Genomic DNA, 18,538 nt, shown 5'->3' on the forward strand with positions numbered 1-18,538 from the left:
CGGGACAATCACCGTACGCAAGGGCTGGGTCACTGGGCACGGTACGCAGATCCGGCCACGCTGAGTGACGTGAACCAACAAACCGCCACCCCCCAACTCCGCACCACCGAACGCACGTTCACGGTGCTGCTCTCCCCCACCCGCCGAGGCGCCCGGCTCGCCCGCCTTCACGCCGTGGCCCATCTCGACCTCTGGGGACTGCGCTCGGAGTCGCCCGCGCACATCGTTGCGGAGCTCGCCACCAATGCCACGGTCCACGGGCGGGTCACTGGACGGGACTTCCAACTCCGCCTCACCGTCCACCCCGACAGCCGACTACGGATCGAGGTCACCGACACCCGGGGCGACCGCCTGCCCGCCGCAGCCACGCCCGACCCACTCGCGGACAGCGGGCGGGGCCTGCTCATCGTCGAGGCGCTCGCCGACCGTTGGGGCATCGTTCCGGGCCCCGTCCCGCGCAAGACGGTGTGGGCGGAACTCGACCTCGTACCGTGACCGACTCCACCGGGTCGGGGGGGGGCGCGCCCCCCCCCGCCCCGCCCCCGCGCCCCCCCCCCCCGCAACCCACCACCGCTGAATGCTTTTAAAGAACTCAGGGAAATAACCCCACCAAACCCCACCCCACCCCCGTCCTGACCTGCGTCACTCGCGCGAGTGAACTGTGGCAACTGGGCTGGATCCGAGGCGGGTTGGCTGGCATATGCTCGCCGCGACAACCACAGACACGAGACGGCCCCGGCCGGGACTGTAATCCCGACCGAGGCCTGACCACGAGGAAGAAGACGCTTCCCGATGGATACCCCGCAGGTTATCGCGCCCCCGTGCGCCCAGCCCGGCTCCCCCGGCGCTCCCGGCTCCCATGACGTCACGCCGACATCCGGCGTCATCCACGTCAACACCCGCCACGCCTCCGGCTTCGTGATCATCGGCAACCACCTCGCCCAGAACCACGAACTCTCCCTCATCGCCATCGGGCTCGCCGTCCACATCCAGTCCATGCCCGCCGGGGCCAAAGTCGGCATCAAGGTCCTCACCGACCGCTTCCCCGAAAGCGAAGCCCGCATCACCGCCGCACTCCACGAACTCGAAGCCGAGGGCTACCTCCACCGCAGCCGCGTACGCCTCCCCAACGGCCGCTTCGTCACCCGCACCCTCTCGTACAACCAGCCGGACGCCACCACACCACCGGTCACCGCACCACAGCAGAAGCCACGACGGCAGGCCGGACAGCTCAACCCACCTCCAGCCCCGGAGTTGAGAGCGATGTGGGCGCCCACCACACCCGAATCAGCCCCGAAACCCGCCCACATCACTCCCAACTCGCCCACACCCGAACCGAAGACGACTGAGGCCCCGAAACACGCGCCGGCACCCGCCCCCGTTTGCGTACCCGCCCCGACCGCCCCCAGGAAGCAACCCCCACCCCTCCCCCAGCCGCACACACCCACCGAGGAACTTCACCGGGCCGCCACGGCCGTCCTCACCGACCTACGCCGCCACGCACCCCAACTCGCTTTCAAGGAAGACGACATCCCCGCCCTGGCCGCCGGTGTGGCTGCCTGGCTCGAACGCGACGTCCACCCCGACACCATCCGCCACGCCCTCACCAGCGAACTCCCCACCCCCGTCAAACACCCCGCGAAGTTCGTCCACCACCGCATCACCACACTCCTACCGCCCCCACTCCCCGGCACCGCCGACCTCACCGCACCGCCCCGCCGCAAACCCCTCGTCATCCCGCTCCAGAACTGCGACACCTGCGACCGCGCCTTCCGCGCCACCCACCCCGGCCACTGCCGCGACTGCCACACCAACACACACGCAGCCACCCACACCCCCTGAACGGACCCCCATGGTCAGCTCACCCCACGAAGCAATGCACCGCATCTTCCAGGAATACCCCGGCCTCTTCTCCCGCGTATCCGAAGTCCTCGGCGTCCACATCCCACCACCCACCTCGGCCACCGTCCTACCCAACGACCTCACCGAAAACAGCCCCGTCGAACGCCGCGTCGACACCCTCCTACGCATCGACACCCAACACGACGGACCCTTCCTCCTCGCCATCGAAGCCCAAGGCAAGAAAGACCCCCGCAAAACCACCAGCTGGCCCTACTACGTCAGCTACCTCCACAACAAATACGGCGCCCTGCCCGTCCTCCTCCTCATCGTCTGCCAGGACCACACCACCGCCCAATGGGCCGCCACCCCCATCACCATCGGCCTCCGCCAATGGCCCACCCTCACCCTCAACCCACTCGTCGCCGGACCCCACAACATGCCCGTCATCACCAACGTCGCCGAAGCCCGCAAAGACCTCGCACTCGCCACCCTCGCCGCCATCACCCACGCCGACAATCCGGACGTCGGTGCCATACTGAAAACACTCTCCGCCGCACTGCGCGAGGCACCGGACAACATCGCCGAACCCATCGCCGAACTGACCGCACAAGGCCTGGGCAACCGCCCGGCCGCACAACAATGGAGGAACCTGGTGGCCGTGGATACCTCTTTCTACAAGTCCTTCATGTCCGAAGAAATCCGCGACGAAGGCCGAGCCCAGGGCCGCGCCCAAGGCCGCGCCCAAGGCCAGGCAGAAGCCCAGGCAAAGAGCCTCCTGCTGATCCTCGACGCACGCAGCATCGCCCTCACCGACGCGCTCCGGCAGAAGATCACGGCCTGCACCGACTCCCCCCTTTTGAACCAGTGGCTCCAGCGCGCCGCCACCGCCACCACCGCCGACGAAGTCTTCACCCCCGACCACTGACCGGCCGCCGCCCCTGATCGGGCACAAGAAGACGGACCCCCCGGGTGCCCGTATGGGCTCCCGAGGGGTCCGACGTGTCGCAGCAGGCTGTGCGGTTACGAGGCCGCGCCCACCACGTCCTTCTCCTCCGCGAAGTGGCACGCCGACTCGTGCGCGGCCGGCGTCGTCGAGGTCTTGAAGCGCTCGGGGATCGCCAGCAGCGGCATCTCCTCGGCGCACTTCGCCTCGGCCTTCCAGCAGCGGGTGCGGAAGCGGCAGCCCGACGGCGGGTTGGCCGGGGACGGGACGTCGCCGGTGAGGATGATCCGCTCGCCGCGGTTACGGGCCTCGGGGTCCGGGACCGGAACCGCCGACAGCAGCGCCTGGGTGTAGGGGTGCGTCGGGTGCTCGTAGATCTCTTCGTCCGTACCGATCTCGGCCATCTTGCCGAGGTACATGACGCCGACCCGGTCGGAGATGTGCCGGACGATCGACAGGTCGTGCGCGATGAAGAGGTAGGACAGGTTGAACTCGTCCTGGAGCTTCGCCATCAGGTTGATGACCTGCGCCTGCACCGACACGTCGAGCGCGGAGACCGGCTCGTCGCAGATGATGATCTCCGGGTTGAGCGCGAGACCGCGGGCGATGCCGATGCGCTGGCGCTGGCCGCCGGAGAACTGGTGCGGATAGCGGTTGATGTACTCCGGGTTGAGACCGACGACGTCCAGCAGGTCCTCGACCTTGCGCCGCCGGTCACCCTTCGGGGCCACCTCGGGGTGGATGTCGAAGGGCTCCCCGATGATGTCGCCGACCGTCATGCGCGGGTTCAGCGAGGTGTACGGGTCCTGGAACACCATCTGGATGTTGCGGCGTACGGCCTTCAGCGCGCGGCCGGACAGCTTGGTGATGTCCTGGCCCTTGTAGAAGACCTCGCCGGCCGTGGCCGTCTCCAGCGTCATCAGCAGACGCGCGACCGTGGACTTGCCACAGCCGGACTCGCCGACGATGCCGAGCGTCTCGCCCTGGTACAGGTCGAAGGAGATGCCGTCGACGGCCTTCACCGCGCCGACCTGGCGCTTGAACAGGATGCCCTGGCTCAGCGGGAAGTGCTTGACCAGATTGCGCACCTGGAGAATCGGCTCACCGCGCTCCGCGGGGGCCTCGATCGCCGCGACCGCCGCCGACTCGTCGGCCGCTTCCGCGGCCACCACGTCGGTGACGTTCGGAGTGGCGTCCACGGGGCCGTCCGTCTTGTCCAGCTCAGCCATGGATCGTCTCCTTCCAGAAGTGGCAGGCGCTGCCGCGTCCGGGCAGTTCGCCGCCGTCCCGCTCGGAGACCGGCACCAGGGCCGGGATCTCCGTACGGCAGATGTCCTCCGCCTTCGGGCAGCGCGGGTTGAAGGCGCAACCGGACGGAATCTTGAGCAGGTTGGGCGGCAGGCCCTTGATCGCGTACAGCTCCTGGCCCTTCTGGTCCAGGCGCGGGATCGAGTCGAGCAGACCCCGGGTGTACGGGTGCGCGGGCCGCTTGTACAGCTCGTGCACCGGCGCCGTCTCGACGATCCGGCCCGCGTACATGACCGCGATCTTGTCCGCGACGTCGGCGACGACGCCGAGGTCGTGGGTGATCAGGATCAGGCCCATGTTGAACTCGGTCTGCAGTTCCTTGAGCAGGTCCATGACCTGGGCCTGGACCGTCACGTCGAGCGCGGTGGTCGGCTCGTCCGCGATGATCAGGTCAGGCTCCAGGGCCAGCGCCATCGCGATCATGATGCGCTGGCGCATACCGCCGGAGAACTGGTGCGGGTAGTCGTTGACCCGCTCCTTGGACGCCGGGATCTTGACCCGGTCCATCAGCTCGATGGACTTGGCCTTGGCCTGCTTGCGCGACATTCCCTGGTGGACACGGAACATCTCGCCGAGCTGGTAGCCGACCGAGAGCACGGGGTTCAGCGAGGAGAGCGCGTCCTGGAAGATCATGGCGATCTTCTGGCCGCGGATCTTCCGCCGCTCCTCGTTGCTCATGGTGAGCATGTCCTGGCCGCGGAAGAGGATCTCGCCCTGCGGGATCTTGCCGGGCGGCATGTCGAGAATGCCCATGATCGCCTGAGCGGTCACGGACTTGCCGGATCCGGACTCACCGAGCACGGCCAGTGTCTCGCCCGCGTCCACCTTGTAGTTCACGCCGTTGACGGCCTTGGCCACGCCGTCGCGGGTGTGGAACTCCACGTGGAGGTCACGCACTTCGAGGAGCGGTGTGCTGTCCGTGCCACCGGCGCGGGGCGCCGGGACGGATGCTGTCTTGTCGATGGTAGTCACGTCGTACGCCCTCCTCAGCGCAGCTTCGGGTCGAGGGCGTCGCGCACGGCGTCGCCCAGCATGATGAACGCGAAGACCGTGAGGCTGAGCATTCCTGCGGGGAACAGCAGCGCATGCGGGTTGTCGCGAATGGCCTTGCTGCCCTCGGCGATGTCGATGCCCCACGAGATCGTCGGGTCGGCGAGGCCGAGTCCGAGGAACGAGAGCGTCGCTTCGGCCGAGATGTAGCCGCCGAGGGCGATGGTCGCCACGACGATGGTCGGGGCGAGCGCGTTCGGCAGGACGTGGCGGAAGAGGATCCGCGGGGTGCCCGCGCCGAGTGCGCGTGCCGCCGTCACGTAGTCCGCCTGCTTGGCGGTGATCACGGAGGCGCGCATCACACGGCAGATCGAGGTCCAGCCCAGGAAGGACAGGGCCAGGATGACCACGTACACCTTGCGCTCGGTGAAGGCGTTCAGGACGACCATCGCGCCGAGCAGGAAGGGGATGCCGAAGAAGATGTCGGTGATCCGGGAGACCACCGAGTCCAGCCAGCCGCCGAAGTAGCCGGCGAGCATGCCCAGCAGTCCACCGACGAGGGTGACCGCCGCCGTGACGCCTACGCCGACGAGGATCGAGGCGCGGGTGCCGTAGATGACACGCGAGTAGATCGAGCGGCCCTGGCCGTCGTAACCGAACCAGTCGGCCTGGAATATGTGTCCCAGTTCCGGCTTGGTGAGGAAGTGGTTGGTCAGGTCGCCGTCGCGCGGGTCGACGCTCGTGAAGATGCCGGGGAACGCCGCGACGATCAGCAGGAGCAGCAGCAGGATCGAGGAGATCCAGAACATCGGGCGGTGGCGCAGGTCGAACCACGCGTCGCCCCAGAGGCTGCGCGGCTTGCCCTGGGCCTTGTGGGCGTCCGCGGCCGGCGGTGCGACGGCGTCGACGGCCACGTCGGCCTTGGTCTTGGTCACGTCAGGCATACCGGATCCTCGGGTCCAGGACCGCGTACAGCAGGTCGACGATCAGGTTGATCACAAGGATGACGAGGACGAAGACCGTGACAACGCCGACGATCGTCGAACCCTCGCGCTGCTGCAGCGCCTTGTAGAGCAGGTTTCCGACACCCTGGACGTTGAAGATGCCTTCGGTGACGACCGCGCCGCCGATGAAGCCGCCGACGTCCGTGCCGAGGAAGGTGACGACCGGGATCAGCGAGTTGCGCAGCAGGTGCACACCGATGATGCGGCGCCGCGGCAGGCCCTTGGCCATCGCGGTCCGCATGTAGTCGGCGCGCAGGTTCTCCGCGAAGGTGGTACGCGTCAGACGTGCCACGTACGCCATCGAGAGCATGGCCAGGACGAACCCTGGCAGGAACAACTGCGCGTAGTCCGTGGAGTCCTGGACGTTCGGGGCAACCCAGCCGAGCTGGTCCGCGAGGACGAAGCGGGCGAGGAAGCCGAGCACGAACACCGGGATCGAGATGACGATCAGGGTGAAGATGAGCACGCCGGTGTCGGCGGCCTTGCCGGCCCGCAGGCCCGCCCAGGCGCCGAGGCCGATGCCGACGATGATCTCGATGAGCATCGCGACGGCGGTCAGCCGGAGTGTGACCGGGAAGGACTCGGACATCTCGTCGATGACCTCGCGGCCACCGAAGGTCTTCCCGAAGTCGCCCTGGAAGAGGTTGCCCATGTAGTCGACGTACTGCTTCCACAGGGGCTGGTCTAGTCCGAACTCATGGCGCAGCGACGCGACCTGTGCGGGGTCTGCCGCCTTGTCTCCCCACATCGCCCGGATTGGGTCACCGGGAAGGATGTGGACCATGAGGAAAATAATCAGAGTGGTCCCGATGAATACCGGGATCATCTGGAGCAGTCGCCTTGCGACGTAACGCCCCATCATGCCTCCATGCCGTGAGGGGTCGGCGATGGCCTAATCGAAGTGTTCTCCGCCGCGGGGTGTGGGGGGAGAGCCCCGGGGCCGACGCCTAGGGGCCGGTTCCGCCGCTCCTTTCCGGGAGCGGCGAAACCGGCCTTCGGGTCCCGAAAGTTAGTTCTTGGCCTTCACCTGGACGTCGGTGAAGATCGGGTCGCCGTCCTGGCCGTAGACGATCTTGCCGAAGACGTTCTCCGACTGGCCCGAGTTGTTCTTGTAGAACCAGAGCGGGATGGCCGGCATGTCGTTCTTCAGGAGCTGCTCGGCGTCCTGGTAGAGCTTGACGGTCTCGTCCAGCGTCTTGGCCTGGTCGGCCTTCGAGGCGAGGGCGTCGAACTCCTTGTTGGAGTAACCCGAGGTGTTACCGGCGGCGGTCGTGCCGTACAGGTCGCGCATGAAGTTCGAGTTGACGGGGTAGTCGAGCACCCAGCCACCGCGGTACATGGACTTGACCTGCTTGTTGTCACGCGCGTTCAGGTCGGCCTGGAAGTCCGGCTTGGAGTCGCCGGTGCACTCGACACCGGTGGCCTTGCGGATGCTGTTGCAGACCGCGTCGACCCAGGGCTTGTGGTCCTGGTCGGCGTTGAACTGGATCGAGATCTTGTTGCCCGGGACGCCGCCATTGTCGGCGATGAGGGCCTTGGCCTTCGCCGGGTCGTACTTCGTGATGTCACCGAGGGCGCCGGCCTTGTAGCCGAGCACGCCGCGGGCGACGTACGAGTCGGCCGGGGTACGGGTGCCGTGCAGCACGGTCTTGGTGATCGTGTCACGGTCGATCGCCATGGACAGACCCTGGATGACCTTGGGGTTGATGTCCTTGAACTGGTCCGTGTAGAACGCCGGGACGATCGACTGGACCGCGGAGTACTCGGCGTCGATGGCACGGTCGCCGAGGTCCTGCTTGTAGCTGGTCAGCGACGTCGTCGGGATCTGCTCGATCCAGTCGAGGTTGTTCGACCGCAGGTCCGAGTAGGCGGCGTCGGCGGTGGTGTAGTTCTTGAAGTCGATGCCACCGTTCTTGGCGGCGTTCGGACCCTTGTAACCGTCGAACTTGCGGACCTTGATCAGCTTCTTGTGGTCCCACGAGACGAACTTGTAGGGGCCGTTGCCGATCGGCTTCTGGCCGGCGGCCTTCGGGTCCTTGAAGAAGGACTCGGGCAGCGGCGCCCAGACGTCGTAGCCGAGCTTGTACGCGAAGTACGAGACCGAGCTGGTCAGGCTGATCGTGAAGGTGTTGTCGTCGACGACCTTCAGGCCGGACATCTTGTCCGCCTTCGGGTCACCCTTCTCGGGGTGGACGTCGGCGTAGCCCTTGATGTCCTGGAACCAGCTGGAGTTCGTCTGGTTGTTCTTGACGTTGGCCGACCAGTTCCAGGAGTCCACGAAGGACTTGGCGGTGACCGTGGTGCCGTCGTGGAACTTCCAGCCGGGCTTGAGCTTGACCGTCCACACGGACGAGTCGGCGTTGGGCTCGACCGACTCGGCGTTGATGTACTCGAGCTTGCCGGTGCCGGGCTCGTAGTCGACAAGGCCGGAGAAGACAGTGCGCAGCACACGGCTGCCCTGGCTCTCCTTGGCGTTCGCCGGCTGGAGCGGGTTCTGCGGCTCCCCGAGCTGAGCGGTCAGGATGCCGGCCGGGTCGGCCTTGCCCGAGCTCATGCCCTTGTCGCTGTCACCGTCACTGCCACCGCAGGCGGTCGCAGCCAGGGCGATGATGGCCGCTCCCGCGACCCACTTGGCGCTGTTGGCACCACGCATGGGTTCCTCCTCATGAGTCCACTTTTGACTACAAGAAGGGCACTGGGTTGATACACCGACACCCCTGACGGTGATCGTTTCAGTGCCCTGAGTGTGCTCGTGAGTCGGCACTCCCCACAGTGCGTGACCCATTGACCCGAGCTCAATGGAGCCAACTATTAAGTACGACTGGGCTGTAAACCACACCTAAAGGGTCTCATTTTGACAACATCAACCCTGCGCGTAGACCCGAAATGCGGACAAAGCGATACCAGACAGACACGCCCGAAACGGACCGTTCACACACGTTCCGGAGAGCACTGCCCGATAGTCGGACGTCCGGCCACCGAAAACGGCTTTCCTTTTCCGCGTTCTGCTGCAGCGCCACCGCCACCGGATCGCGAGACGCACAACACCCCGTCAGCCCATGCAAGCAGGCCGACGGGGCGCCTGAACAGATGGCCCGTCAGCTGATTCCGCAGCGCTCATCGCGACCGGCCACAGCCCCTCGCATTCCGCGATCGCGAAAGCACTGTGCGTAATGAAGGAAAGTCCTCCGCACCCCCGTCGGCAGAGGCGAGGACAATCGGTGTCGAATTCGGCCAGGCCGCGACTGACCGGGAACCGACTTCATTTGCGTGATATTCCCCTCAGTCGCGAGTTCAGCAGAGCTCCGCAGAGTTCCGCAGGGTTCCGCAGTCCCTGGCCGATGAAGCCCCCGAGACCGACCGACGGCACGAGGAAGGCCCGGCCCCGCGACAAGTGCGGAACCGGGCCTTCCCCGTGCGAGGTGCGATCAGCGCTTGGCGCGCGAGGCGGAGCGGCCGCGCTCCTTCTGGTCCAGGACGACCTTGCGGATACGCACGGTCTCCGGAGTCACCTCGATGCACTCGTCGTCGCGGCAGAACTCCAGGGACTGCTCCAGCGAGAGCTTGCGGGCGGGCACGACGTTCTCCGTCGTGTCCGCGGAAGCCGCACGCATGTTGGTGAGCTTCTTCTCCTTGGTGATGTTCACGTCCATGTCGTCGGCACGCGAGTTCTCACCGATGATCATGCCCTCGTAGACCTCGGTGGTGGCCTCCGTGAAGATGACACCCCGCTCCTGGAGGTTGACCATCGCGAACGGCGTCACGACGCCGGCGCGGTCCGCCACCAGCGAGCCGTTGTGACGGGTGCGCAGCTCACCGAACCACGGCTCGTGGCCCTCGAACAGGGAGTGCGCGATGCCCGTACCGCGGGTCTGGGTCAGGAACTCCGTACGGAAGCCGATGAGGCCGCGGGAGGGAACGATCCACTCCATGCGGACCCAGCCCGAACCGTGGTTCGTCATCGTCTCCATGCGGCCCTTACGGGTCGCCATGAGCTGCGTGATGGCGCCGAGGTGCTCCTCCGGCGAGTCGATCGTCATGCGCTCGATCGGCTCGTGGGTCTTGCCGTCGATCTGCTTGGTGACCACCTGCGGCTTGCCGACGGTGAGCTCGAAGCCCTCCCGGCGCATGGTCTCGATGAGGATGGCGAGCGCGAGCTCACCACGGCCCTGGACCTCCCAGGCGTCGGGGCGCTCGGTGTCCAGGACGCGAAGCGAGACGTTACCGACCAGCTCGCGGTCCAGACGGTCCTTGATCTGACGGGCGGTGACCTTGTGGCCCTTGCCGCCCTTGCCGACGAGCGGCGAGGTGTTCGCACCGATGGTCATCGAGATGGCGGGCTCGTCGACCGTGATCAGCGGCAGCGCGATCGGGTTCTCGGTGTCGGCCAGGGTCTCGCCGATCATGATGTCCGGGATACCGGCGATCGCGCAGATGTCGCCCGGACCGGCCTTCTCGGCGGGCTTACGGGTGAGCGCCTCGGTCATCATGAGTTCGGTGATGCGGACGTTGGACTGCGTACCGTCACGCTTGATCCAGGTGACCGTCTGGCCCTTGCGCAGCTCGCCCTGCTCGACGCGGCACAGCGCGATACGGCCGAGGAAGTTGTCGGCGTCCAGGTTGGTGACGTGCGCCTGGAGCGGGGCGTCCTCGTCGTACTCCGGGGCCGGGACCGCGGAGAGGATCGTGCTGAAGAACGGCTCCAGGCTGTCGCTGTCCGGCGGGACGGTGCCGTCCTCCGGCTTGGTCAGCGAGGCGACGCCGTCACGGGCGCAGGCGTAGACGATCGGGAACTCGATCTGGTCCTCGTCGGCGTCCAGGTCCAGGAAGAGGTCGTACGTCTCGTCGATGATCTCGGCGATCCGGGAGTCCGGACGGTCCGTCTTGTTGACGCAGAGGATGACCGGCAGCTTGGCGTCGAGCGCCTTGCGGAGCACGAAGCGGGTCTGCGGCAGCGGGCCCTCGGAGGCGTCGACCAGCAGCACCACCGCGTCCACCATCGACAGGCCTCGCTCGACCTCTCCGCCGAAGTCGGCGTGGCCGGGGGTGTCGATGATGTTGATCGTGATGACGTCGCCGCCATCCTTGGGGTGGTACTTCACGGCCGTGTTCTTGGCCAGGATCGTGATGCCCTTCTCACGCTCCAGGTCGTTCGAGTCCATCATGCGTTCGTCGAGGTTCTCGGCGGCGTGCGCGGCAAAGGCGCCGGCCTGCCTGAGCATGGCGTCGACCAGCGTGGTCTTGCCGTGGTCGACGTGGGCGACGATGGCTACGTTACGGATGTCGTGGCGCGTGGGCATGGGTGGCTTGCGCTTCTCTCGGATCGGGGATTCAGGCGTCTTAGTCGGTCTTGAGTCCTCGTACGCCCGCCGGGCAGACACGCCACGGCTAGTCCCATGGTACGGGGCGGGCGCGCCTGTGGCTTCCCGGGCAAGACCTATCGGCCACGGGACAGGGAGAAGCGCTCGCCCGAGGTGAAGCGGTGGGCCCGCGTCCGCTTGGTGTTCCCGCCTCCGTGATCAGGTCTTCCGCCGGAATTCACCGGTGGTCATGAACACGGTCCCCCGGGCGGACGACGCGGACGCGGGGCCGGAACAACTCCGGAGGTGGGGCTCCGAAGCCGCGGCTCCGTGGCGGGGGGCTGGGAGCTGGACCTCCACGGCGCGATCGTCGGGGTTGGGGCCTCTTCGATCGGGCGGCGGAGTGGTCACCCGGGTCAGCAGGTGCGCACAGCCTTGCCCGCCGGCAGGCCGGCGGGCAAGGGAATTGAGCCAGTTCTGAGCTTTCGGACCGGCGCTGACCTGCTACTTCTTCTGGTTGGCCGGGGCTCCGGCGGACTGCGGCTTCTTGAAACCGATGTCCTGGTAGTGCGGCACACCGAAGCCGAAGGCGCCGACGTTCACGAGCTTCCTGTCCGCGGCGACCAGCTGCGGGCGCTGGAAGAGCGGAATCGATCCTGCGGCGGCCCAGATCCGGGCGTCCGCCTGCTTCATCAGGTCCCTGGCCGCCCCCTCGTCGAGCTCCGAGACCGCTTCGTCGAAGAGCTGGTCGATGTGGTCCGTACCGACGCGGGTGTAGTTCTGCTCGACGAGCAGCGAGCCGTCGGTGGCGGGCACCGGCTTGGCGAAGATCGGCCGGTCGTCCGTGGCCGGGTAGGCGGTGGCGGGCCAGGAGTACAGCGCCATGTCGTAGTCACCGGAGGCGACGTGGTCCTGGAAGTAGCTGTCGTCGGAGACCTTGGTGATCTCGGTACGGATCCCGATCGTGTCCAGCATCGCCGCGATCTTGTCGCCGACGCTGCGCAGCGACTCGGAGCCCGGACCGGACGGCAGGACGAACCGCAGCGTCAGCGGCTTGCCGTCCTTGCCGAGGGGGCCCCGGGCCGAGTCGGGGGCCTGGGCGGGGGCCGCGGTGCCGGCCGGGGCGTAGGCGCCGGCCGCGCCGCCGGGCTGCCGGTCCTGGGCGGTGATCCGGGCGGGAGCGTCCTCGGATGTGCCCGTCTCGCCCAGGCGTCCGACCTGACGCAGCAGGGCGGCGCTCTGTACGGCGGCGGCGGGGGCGGGCGCGATGACGTGGGTGGCCGCGCCCTCGGCCTCACCGGGCTTGTTGTCGTCGCCGACGATGTAGAGGCCGTCGTCCTTGGAGGGTTCGCGCCGGGCGGCGTCGTTGGTCTTGCCGTCGTCCGTCGCGCTGCCGGCCTTCTCCTCGCCCTTCTCCTTCTCTGCCTTCTCCTTCTCGGCCTTCTCCTTCTCCGCCTTCTCGGTGCCCTTCTGCTTCTCGCCCTCGCTGCCGGCCTTGGTCCCGTCCGTCTTCTTGAGGGCTCCCTCGCGCGTCCAGCCCGCGTCGGCCAGCAGCGCCTGCGCCTCCTTGGTGTCCTGGCTGCCGAGCGCGTCGCTGCCGTCCTTGTACACGGGCTGACCGGCGAGTGCCAGGTGACTGCCGAGCGGCTCGGCGGGCAGGCCGAGCGGCCGCAGTACGGCGTCGGCGAGTTCCTGGCGGTCCAGGGCGCGGGCCACGGCCCTGCGTACGCGGTCGTCGGCTAGGGGCCCGCTCTCGCCGTTCAGCGCGAGCTGGGTGTAGGCGGGCTCCAGGGACTTGCGGACCGCGTAGGCGCGCAGGTCGCTCTGCTCGGTGGCGTACGCCTTGGCCGCCTTGGCCTTCTCGTCCCGGGCCTCCTGTGCCTCCTGGGCCGCCTCCTCGTCGGAGCCGTGCGCCAGCGCCCAGGACCGCAGCGCCTGGGCCGGGGTGACCTCGGAACCGGGGCCGTGGGCGGGCGGTGCGCCGTTGCCTCCGGTGTCCCGGGCGGCCTGGACGATGCGGTTCGCGGCCGCCGCGTCGATGTCGGCGACGTCGACCTTCCCCTCGGTCAGCGCCGCCGCACGGTCCTGCGGTTCGACCGCCTTGAAGACGAGTGAGTCGAGCTTGGCGGGGCTGCCCCACCAGCGCGGGTTGCGGGCCAGCGTGACGGAGCCCGTCTCCTTGTCCACCTTGCCCAGCCGGAACGGCCCCGCGGTCGCCTTGAGCGTGGTCCGCGCCCCGTCGTTGAAGGCGTCCGGGGAGCCCGTCACCTGCTTCGGGTACAGCGGGGAGAAGAGGGAGCGCCAGTCCGCGTACGGCTTGGTGAAGGTGACCTTGACCTCCAGGTCGTCGGCGCCGCGCTCGATCTTCTCGATGCGGTCGTAGCCGGCGTTGCGGGCGGTCCAGAAGGCGGAGTCCTTGCCGCTCAGCGCCCGCCACTGGGCGACGAAGTCCGGTGCGCCGATCTCCCGGCCGTCGCTCCAGACCGCCTGCTGGTTCAGCCGGTAGAGCACGACCTGCTGGGGCTCGGTGTCGACGACCTTCGCGGACTCCAGGTAGTCCGGGTTCAGCTGTGGACTGCCCTTGGCGTCCAGCGGGAAGAGCGTCGGCAGCAGGGCGCCGGTGATGCGGGTCGTGGCGCTGTCGGCGTCGGCCTGGAAGGCGTTGAGGGTGGCGGGCATCGCGTCGATGGCCCAGTTGACCGTGCCGCCCTCCGCCACCTGGGCGCGGGCCGCGGGCGCGATGTCCTGCGGAGTGACGGCCACCCGGGTGGCCGCGTCGTCGCCCGAGCTGCAGCCGGCCAGTACGGGGAGGGTGAGCACCCCCGTGGTGAGCAGTGCGAGCGAGCGGCGCTTTCGGGATGTCCCGCGCGGGACGCCGACGTGGGACATGGCTGATACCTCCGGGGACGGCCCGGCCCACCCTTACGACCTCGAATGAACCGGATGATGCGTATTTGATGGCATTTGCAGTTGATCACACTGGTTCCGCCCATCCACTGAAGACGCCCACGCGCGGGAGACCGCGCAGACACGGCGCAGCCGCGCCGAAGGTCACCCGTGCGGCGGAGCGCCGGAACGGCCGGAACCCGGCACTCGCCGGAGCGCCGGAACCGGCCGGAACCCGGCACTCCGCCCGCCCTCCGCAAGACAGGGCGGCCCGCTCTCTTCCCAACGGAGATGTGACGCGCGACACTCGCATGCGCATGAGCATGGCCACCCGCGACTGCGGAAGTGAGATCAAGTCATGTCACTGCACGACGAATTGACGGCTGTTCAGCACTGCCTCGACGAGCTGGCCCGCACCGTCGGACGGCTGGAGCGGAGCCTCACGCAGCTGCGCGCGGCGGACACCGCCCCGGACCCGCTCGGCCCGGCCGGCCACGCCGCACCCGTCGACGGCATCATCACGATCACCGAGGCGCCCTACGACGCCACCCTGTGGACGGACTCGGACGACGAGGGTCTGGGCGTCCCCGGCAGGCACGCCCCCTAGGAGAGTTCCTTGGCCACCGGTACGGAAACTGGTACGGATTCAGGCAAAGACGCGGGTAGGGCCCCGGGTGCGGAGCCACCGACGGCGACCCGGACGAGGGGCGTGAACCACCCCACGCGGGCCGCCATCGCCGCCCGGCATCTGCGGACCGACCGCTGGTGGCTGTCGCCCGCCGTGACGGCGGGCGGACTGCTCGCCTTCATCGTCTACTCGACCTGGCGGGCGTTCTCGAACGCGGACTACTACGCCGCCCCCTACGTCTCGCCGTTCTACTCGCCCTGTCTGGCGGACAACTGCGCCCCCATGCGGGGTGGCCCGAACTGGGATCTCCTCGGCAGCTGGTGGGGCCTGTCCCCCGCCCTGCTGATCCTGATCTTCCCGCTCGGCTTCCGGCTGACCTGCTACTACTACCGCAAGGCCTACTACCGGGGCTTCTGGGCCTCACCCCCGGCCTGCGCGGTCGCCGAGCCGCACCAGAAGTACAGCGGCGAGACCCGCTTCCCGCTGATCATGCAGAACATCCACCGGTACGCCTTCTACGCGGCGGTGCCGGTCGCCGGGATCCTCACGTACGACACCGTGCTCACCTTCCGCGACGAGCACTACGCCTGGGGCCACATGGGCCTCGGTTCGCTGATCTTCCTGGTCAACATCGTCCTGATCTGGGCGTACACCCTGTCCTGCCACTCCTGCCGGCACATCATCGGCGGCCGGCTGCGGCACTTCTCCAAACACCCCGTCCGCTACCGGCTGTGGGGCTGGGTGGGGCGGCTCAACGCCCGTCACATGCTGCTCGCCTGGGCCTCGCTGATCAGCGTGGCGGCGTGCGATTTCTACGTGTACCTGGTCGCCTCCGGCGCCTTCGACGATCCGAGGTTTTTCTGAATGACTGAGCTCGAACGACAGCAGTGGGACGTCGTCGTGGTCGGTGCCGGAGGCGCCGGGCTGCGCGCCGCGATCGAGGCCCGGGAGCGCGGGGCCCGTACGGCCGTCATCTGCAAATCACTCTTCGGCAAGGCGCACACGGTCATGGCGGAGGGCGGGATCGCCGCCTCCATGGGCAATGTGAACTCCGGGGACAACTGGCAGGTGCACTTCCGCGACACCATGCGCGGCGGCAAGTTCCTCAACCAGTGGCGGATGGCGGAACTGCACGCCAAGGAGGCGCCCGACCGGGTCTGGGAACTGGAGACCTGGGGCGCCCTCTTCGACCGCACCCCCGAGGGGAAGATCTCCCAGCGCAACTTCGGCGGCCACGAGTATCCGCGCCTGGCCCACGTCGGGGACCGTACCGGCCTCGAACTGATCCGTACCCTCCAGCAGAAGATCGTCTCCCTCCAGCAGGAGGACGAGCGCGAGTTCGGTGACCACGAGGCGCGGCTGAAGGTCTTCCAGGAGTGCACCGTGACCCGCGTCCTCAAGGACGGGGAGAGGGTCTCGGGCACCTTCTGCTACGAGCGCGAGACCGGCCGGTTCTTCGTGCTGGAGGCGCCCGCGGTCATCCTCGCCACCGGTGGCATCGGCAAGTCCTTCAAGGTGACGTCGAACTCCTGGGAGTACACCGGCGACGGTCACGCGCTGGCCCTGCTCGCGGGCGCACCCCTGCTGAACATGGAGTTCGTACAGTTCCACCCCACCGGCATGGTCTGGCCGCCCTCGGTCAAGGGCATCCTCGTCACCGAGTCGGTGCGCGGCGACGGCGGGGTGCTGCGCAACTCCGAGGGCAAGCGGTTCATGTTCGACTACGTCCCCGACGTGTTCAAGGAGAAGTACGCGCAGTCGGAGGAGGAGGGCGACCGCTGGTACGAGGACCCGGACCACAACCGCCGCCCGCCCGAGCTGCTGCCGCGTGACGAGGTCGCCCGCGCCATCAACTCCGAGGTGAAGGCGGGCCGCGGATCGCCGCACGGCGGGGTGTTCCTCGATGTGTCGACCCGGATGGACGCGGAGCGGATCCGGCGCCGGCTGCCGTCGATGTACCACCAGTTCAAGGAGCTGGCGGACGTCGACATCACCGCCGAGGCGATGGAGGTGGGCCCGACCTGCCACTACGTGATGGGCGGCATAGCCGTCGACTCCGACACCGCCGCTGCCCTGGACGTACCCGGTCTGTTCGCGGCGGGCGAGGTCGCGGGCGGCATGCACGGCTCGAACCGGCTCGGCGGGAACTCCCTATCCGACCTGCTGGTCTTCGGCCGGCGGGCCGGTCTGCACGCCGCCGGGTACGCCGCGTCGGCCGGTGCCCCGCCCGTCGTCGACGAGGCGCAGATCGACGCGGCGGCCGCGGAGGCACTGCGTCCGTTCAGCGCGGAGGACCTGGCCGACGGTGCGCCGGCGGAGAATCCGTACACCCTGCACCAGGCACTCCAGCAGACGATGAACGACCTGGTCGGCATCATCCGGCGGGCCCCCGAGATGGAACAGGCCCTGGAGAAGCTGGCGGGGCTGCGCGAGCGGGCCCGGCGCGCGGGGGTGGAGGGCCACCGGCAGTTCAACCCCGGCTGGCACCTCTCCCTGGACCTGCGGAACATGCTGCTGGTCAGCGAGTGCATCGCACGATCCGCGCTGGAGCGCACCGAGAGCCGCGGCGGTCACACCCGCGAGGACTGCCCCACGATGGAACGGTCCTGGCGCCCGGTCAACCTCCTGTGCCGGCCGGTGGACGAGCAGGACACGGCGAGCGGCCGCATCGAACTCGTACGCACGGTGACCGAACCCATCCGTCCGGATCTGCTCTCCCTCTTCGAGAAGGAGGAGCTGGTCAAGTACCTCGCCGATGAGGAGCTCAAAGAGTGAGCAGCTACGACGCACGGTTCAGGGTGTGGCGCGGGGACGCCGAAGGCGGCGGTCCGGAGGACTTCGAGGTCGAGGTCAACGACGGCGAGGTCGTCCTCGACATCATCCACCGCATCCAGGCCACCCAGGCGGGCGATCTGGCGGTGCGGTGGAACTGCAAGGCGGGCAAGTGCGGTTCGTGCAGCGCGGAGATCAACGGCCGGCCGCGGCTGCTGTGCATGACGCGGATGTCGGTCTTCGGCCGCGAGGAGACGATCACGGTCACGCCGCTGCGGGCCTTCCCGGTGGTGCGCGACCTGGTGACGGACGTGTCGTTCAACTACACCAAGGCGCGCGAGATCCCGGCCTTCGTCCCTCCGGAGGGGGTGAAGGCGGGCGAGTACCGGATGCAGCAGGTCGATGTGGACCGCTCGCAGGAGTTCCGCAAGTGCATCGAGTGCTTCCTGTGCCAGGACACCTGCCATGTGGTGCGCGACCATGAGGAGAACAAGGCGGCCTTCGCCGGGCCGCGCTTCCTGATGCGGGTCGCCGAACTGGACATGCACCCCCTGGACGCCGCCGCCGAGGCCGGTCTCGACCGGAAGGCGACGGCGCAGGAGGAGCACGGGCTCGGGCTCTGCAACATCACGAAGTGCTGTACGGAGGTGTGCCCCGAACACATCAAGATCACCGACAACGCGCTGATCCCGTTGAAGGAGCGGGCCGTGGACCGCAAGTACGACCCGCTGGTGTGGCTGGGGAACAAGATCCGCCGCCGGGACGCGACTTAGGTCGTGTTTGAGAAGTCCCGTCTGTCTCGCGTGGTCCGGCACGCACGCTCGCCGCGTTGCCGAAATGCCCTAGTAGCTCCTTCCCCAAGCTC

General features: G+C 68.1%; 14 protein-coding genes. 7 read left to right on the forward strand and 7 right to left on the reverse strand.

What is annotated here, in order from left to right:
* Positions 1-69: 69 nt before the first annotated feature.
* From ACIBJG_RS35275 to ACIBJG_RS35285, 3 genes are all read left to right on the forward strand, one after another.
* Entirely contained in the window at positions 70-495 is a 426-nt protein-coding gene (locus ACIBJG_RS35275; protein WP_399313937.1) for an ATP-binding protein, read from the forward strand.
* 297 nt (positions 496-792) lie between these two features.
* Entirely contained in the window at positions 793-1,842 is a 1,050-nt protein-coding gene (locus ACIBJG_RS35280) for a helix-turn-helix domain-containing protein (RefSeq protein ID WP_399313939.1), read from the forward strand.
* Positions 1,843-1,852: 10 nt separating this feature from the next.
* The gene (locus ACIBJG_RS35285) at positions 1,853-2,767 is read left to right on the forward strand and encodes a hypothetical protein (protein WP_399313941.1); all 915 of its coding nucleotides are present in this window, start codon (positions 1,853-1,855) and stop codon (positions 2,765-2,767) included.
* 95 nt (positions 2,768-2,862) lie between these two features.
* On the opposite strand, the gene ACIBJG_RS35290 is transcribed toward ACIBJG_RS35285, so the two are convergent.
* The 7 genes from ACIBJG_RS35290 to ACIBJG_RS35320 all read right to left on the reverse strand — a co-directional run bounded on the left by ACIBJG_RS35290 (position 2,863) and on the right by ACIBJG_RS35320 (position 14,276).
* A complete protein-coding gene (locus tag ACIBJG_RS35290; protein WP_399313942.1) occupies positions 2,863-4,014 on the reverse strand; it encodes an ABC transporter ATP-binding protein in 1,152 nt (383 codons plus the stop codon).
* Positions 4,007-5,065: an ABC transporter ATP-binding protein gene (locus ACIBJG_RS35295; RefSeq protein ID WP_399313943.1), complete on the reverse strand. Its 1,059-nt coding sequence runs from the start codon at positions 5,063-5,065 to the stop codon at positions 4,007-4,009. Before ACIBJG_RS35295 ends, ACIBJG_RS35290 begins: the two co-directional genes overlap by 8 nt.
* Positions 5,066-5,079: 14 nt before the next feature.
* Positions 5,080-6,027, reverse strand: a complete 948-nt coding sequence (locus ACIBJG_RS35300; protein ID WP_399313945.1) for an ABC transporter permease — start codon at positions 6,025-6,027, stop codon at positions 5,080-5,082.
* Positions 6,020-6,946 (reverse strand): ABC transporter permease, encoded by a 927-nt coding sequence (locus tag ACIBJG_RS35305; protein ID WP_399313947.1) that lies wholly within the window; start codon positions 6,944-6,946, stop codon positions 6,020-6,022. The genes ACIBJG_RS35300 and ACIBJG_RS35305 overlap by 8 nt, the downstream gene beginning before the upstream one ends.
* Before the next feature lie 150 nt (positions 6,947-7,096).
* Complete coding sequence (locus ACIBJG_RS35310) at positions 7,097-8,740, reverse strand: ABC transporter substrate-binding protein (protein ID WP_399313949.1); 1,644 nt, start codon at positions 8,738-8,740, stop codon at positions 7,097-7,099.
* 775 nt (positions 8,741-9,515) lie between these two features.
* Entirely contained in the window at positions 9,516-11,387 is a 1,872-nt protein-coding gene (gene typA, locus ACIBJG_RS35315; protein WP_399313951.1) for a translational GTPase TypA, read from the reverse strand.
* Between the two features lie 504 nt (positions 11,388-11,891).
* Complete coding sequence (locus ACIBJG_RS35320) at positions 11,892-14,276, reverse strand: ABC transporter family substrate-binding protein (protein ID WP_399313952.1); 2,385 nt, start codon at positions 14,274-14,276, stop codon at positions 11,892-11,894.
* 355 nt (positions 14,277-14,631) lie between these two features.
* Here ACIBJG_RS35320 and ACIBJG_RS35325 point away from each other — a divergent pair, with 355 nt between their 5' ends.
* The 4 genes from ACIBJG_RS35325 to ACIBJG_RS35340 are packed head-to-tail and all read left to right on the forward strand — an operon-like array spanning position 14,632 to position 18,446.
* A complete protein-coding gene (locus ACIBJG_RS35325; protein ID WP_399313954.1) occupies positions 14,632-14,880 on the forward strand; it encodes a hypothetical protein in 249 nt (82 codons plus the stop codon).
* 9 nt (positions 14,881-14,889) lie between these two features.
* Positions 14,890-15,765, forward strand: a complete 876-nt coding sequence (locus tag ACIBJG_RS35330) for a hypothetical protein (protein ID WP_399313956.1) — start codon at positions 14,890-14,892, stop codon at positions 15,763-15,765.
* Positions 15,766-17,676: a fumarate reductase/succinate dehydrogenase flavoprotein subunit gene (locus tag ACIBJG_RS35335; protein WP_399313958.1), complete on the forward strand. Its 1,911-nt coding sequence runs from the start codon at positions 15,766-15,768 to the stop codon at positions 17,674-17,676.
* Positions 17,673-18,446: a succinate dehydrogenase/fumarate reductase iron-sulfur subunit gene (locus ACIBJG_RS35340; RefSeq protein ID WP_399313960.1), complete on the forward strand. Its 774-nt coding sequence runs from the start codon at positions 17,673-17,675 to the stop codon at positions 18,444-18,446. Before ACIBJG_RS35335 ends, ACIBJG_RS35340 begins: the two co-directional genes overlap by 4 nt.
* Positions 18,447-18,538 lie beyond the last annotated feature (92 nt).

It is taken from the genome of Streptomyces sp. NPDC050422 (assembly GCF_044458665.1).
Classification (GTDB): Bacteria; Actinomycetota; Actinomycetes; order Streptomycetales; family Streptomycetaceae; genus Streptomyces.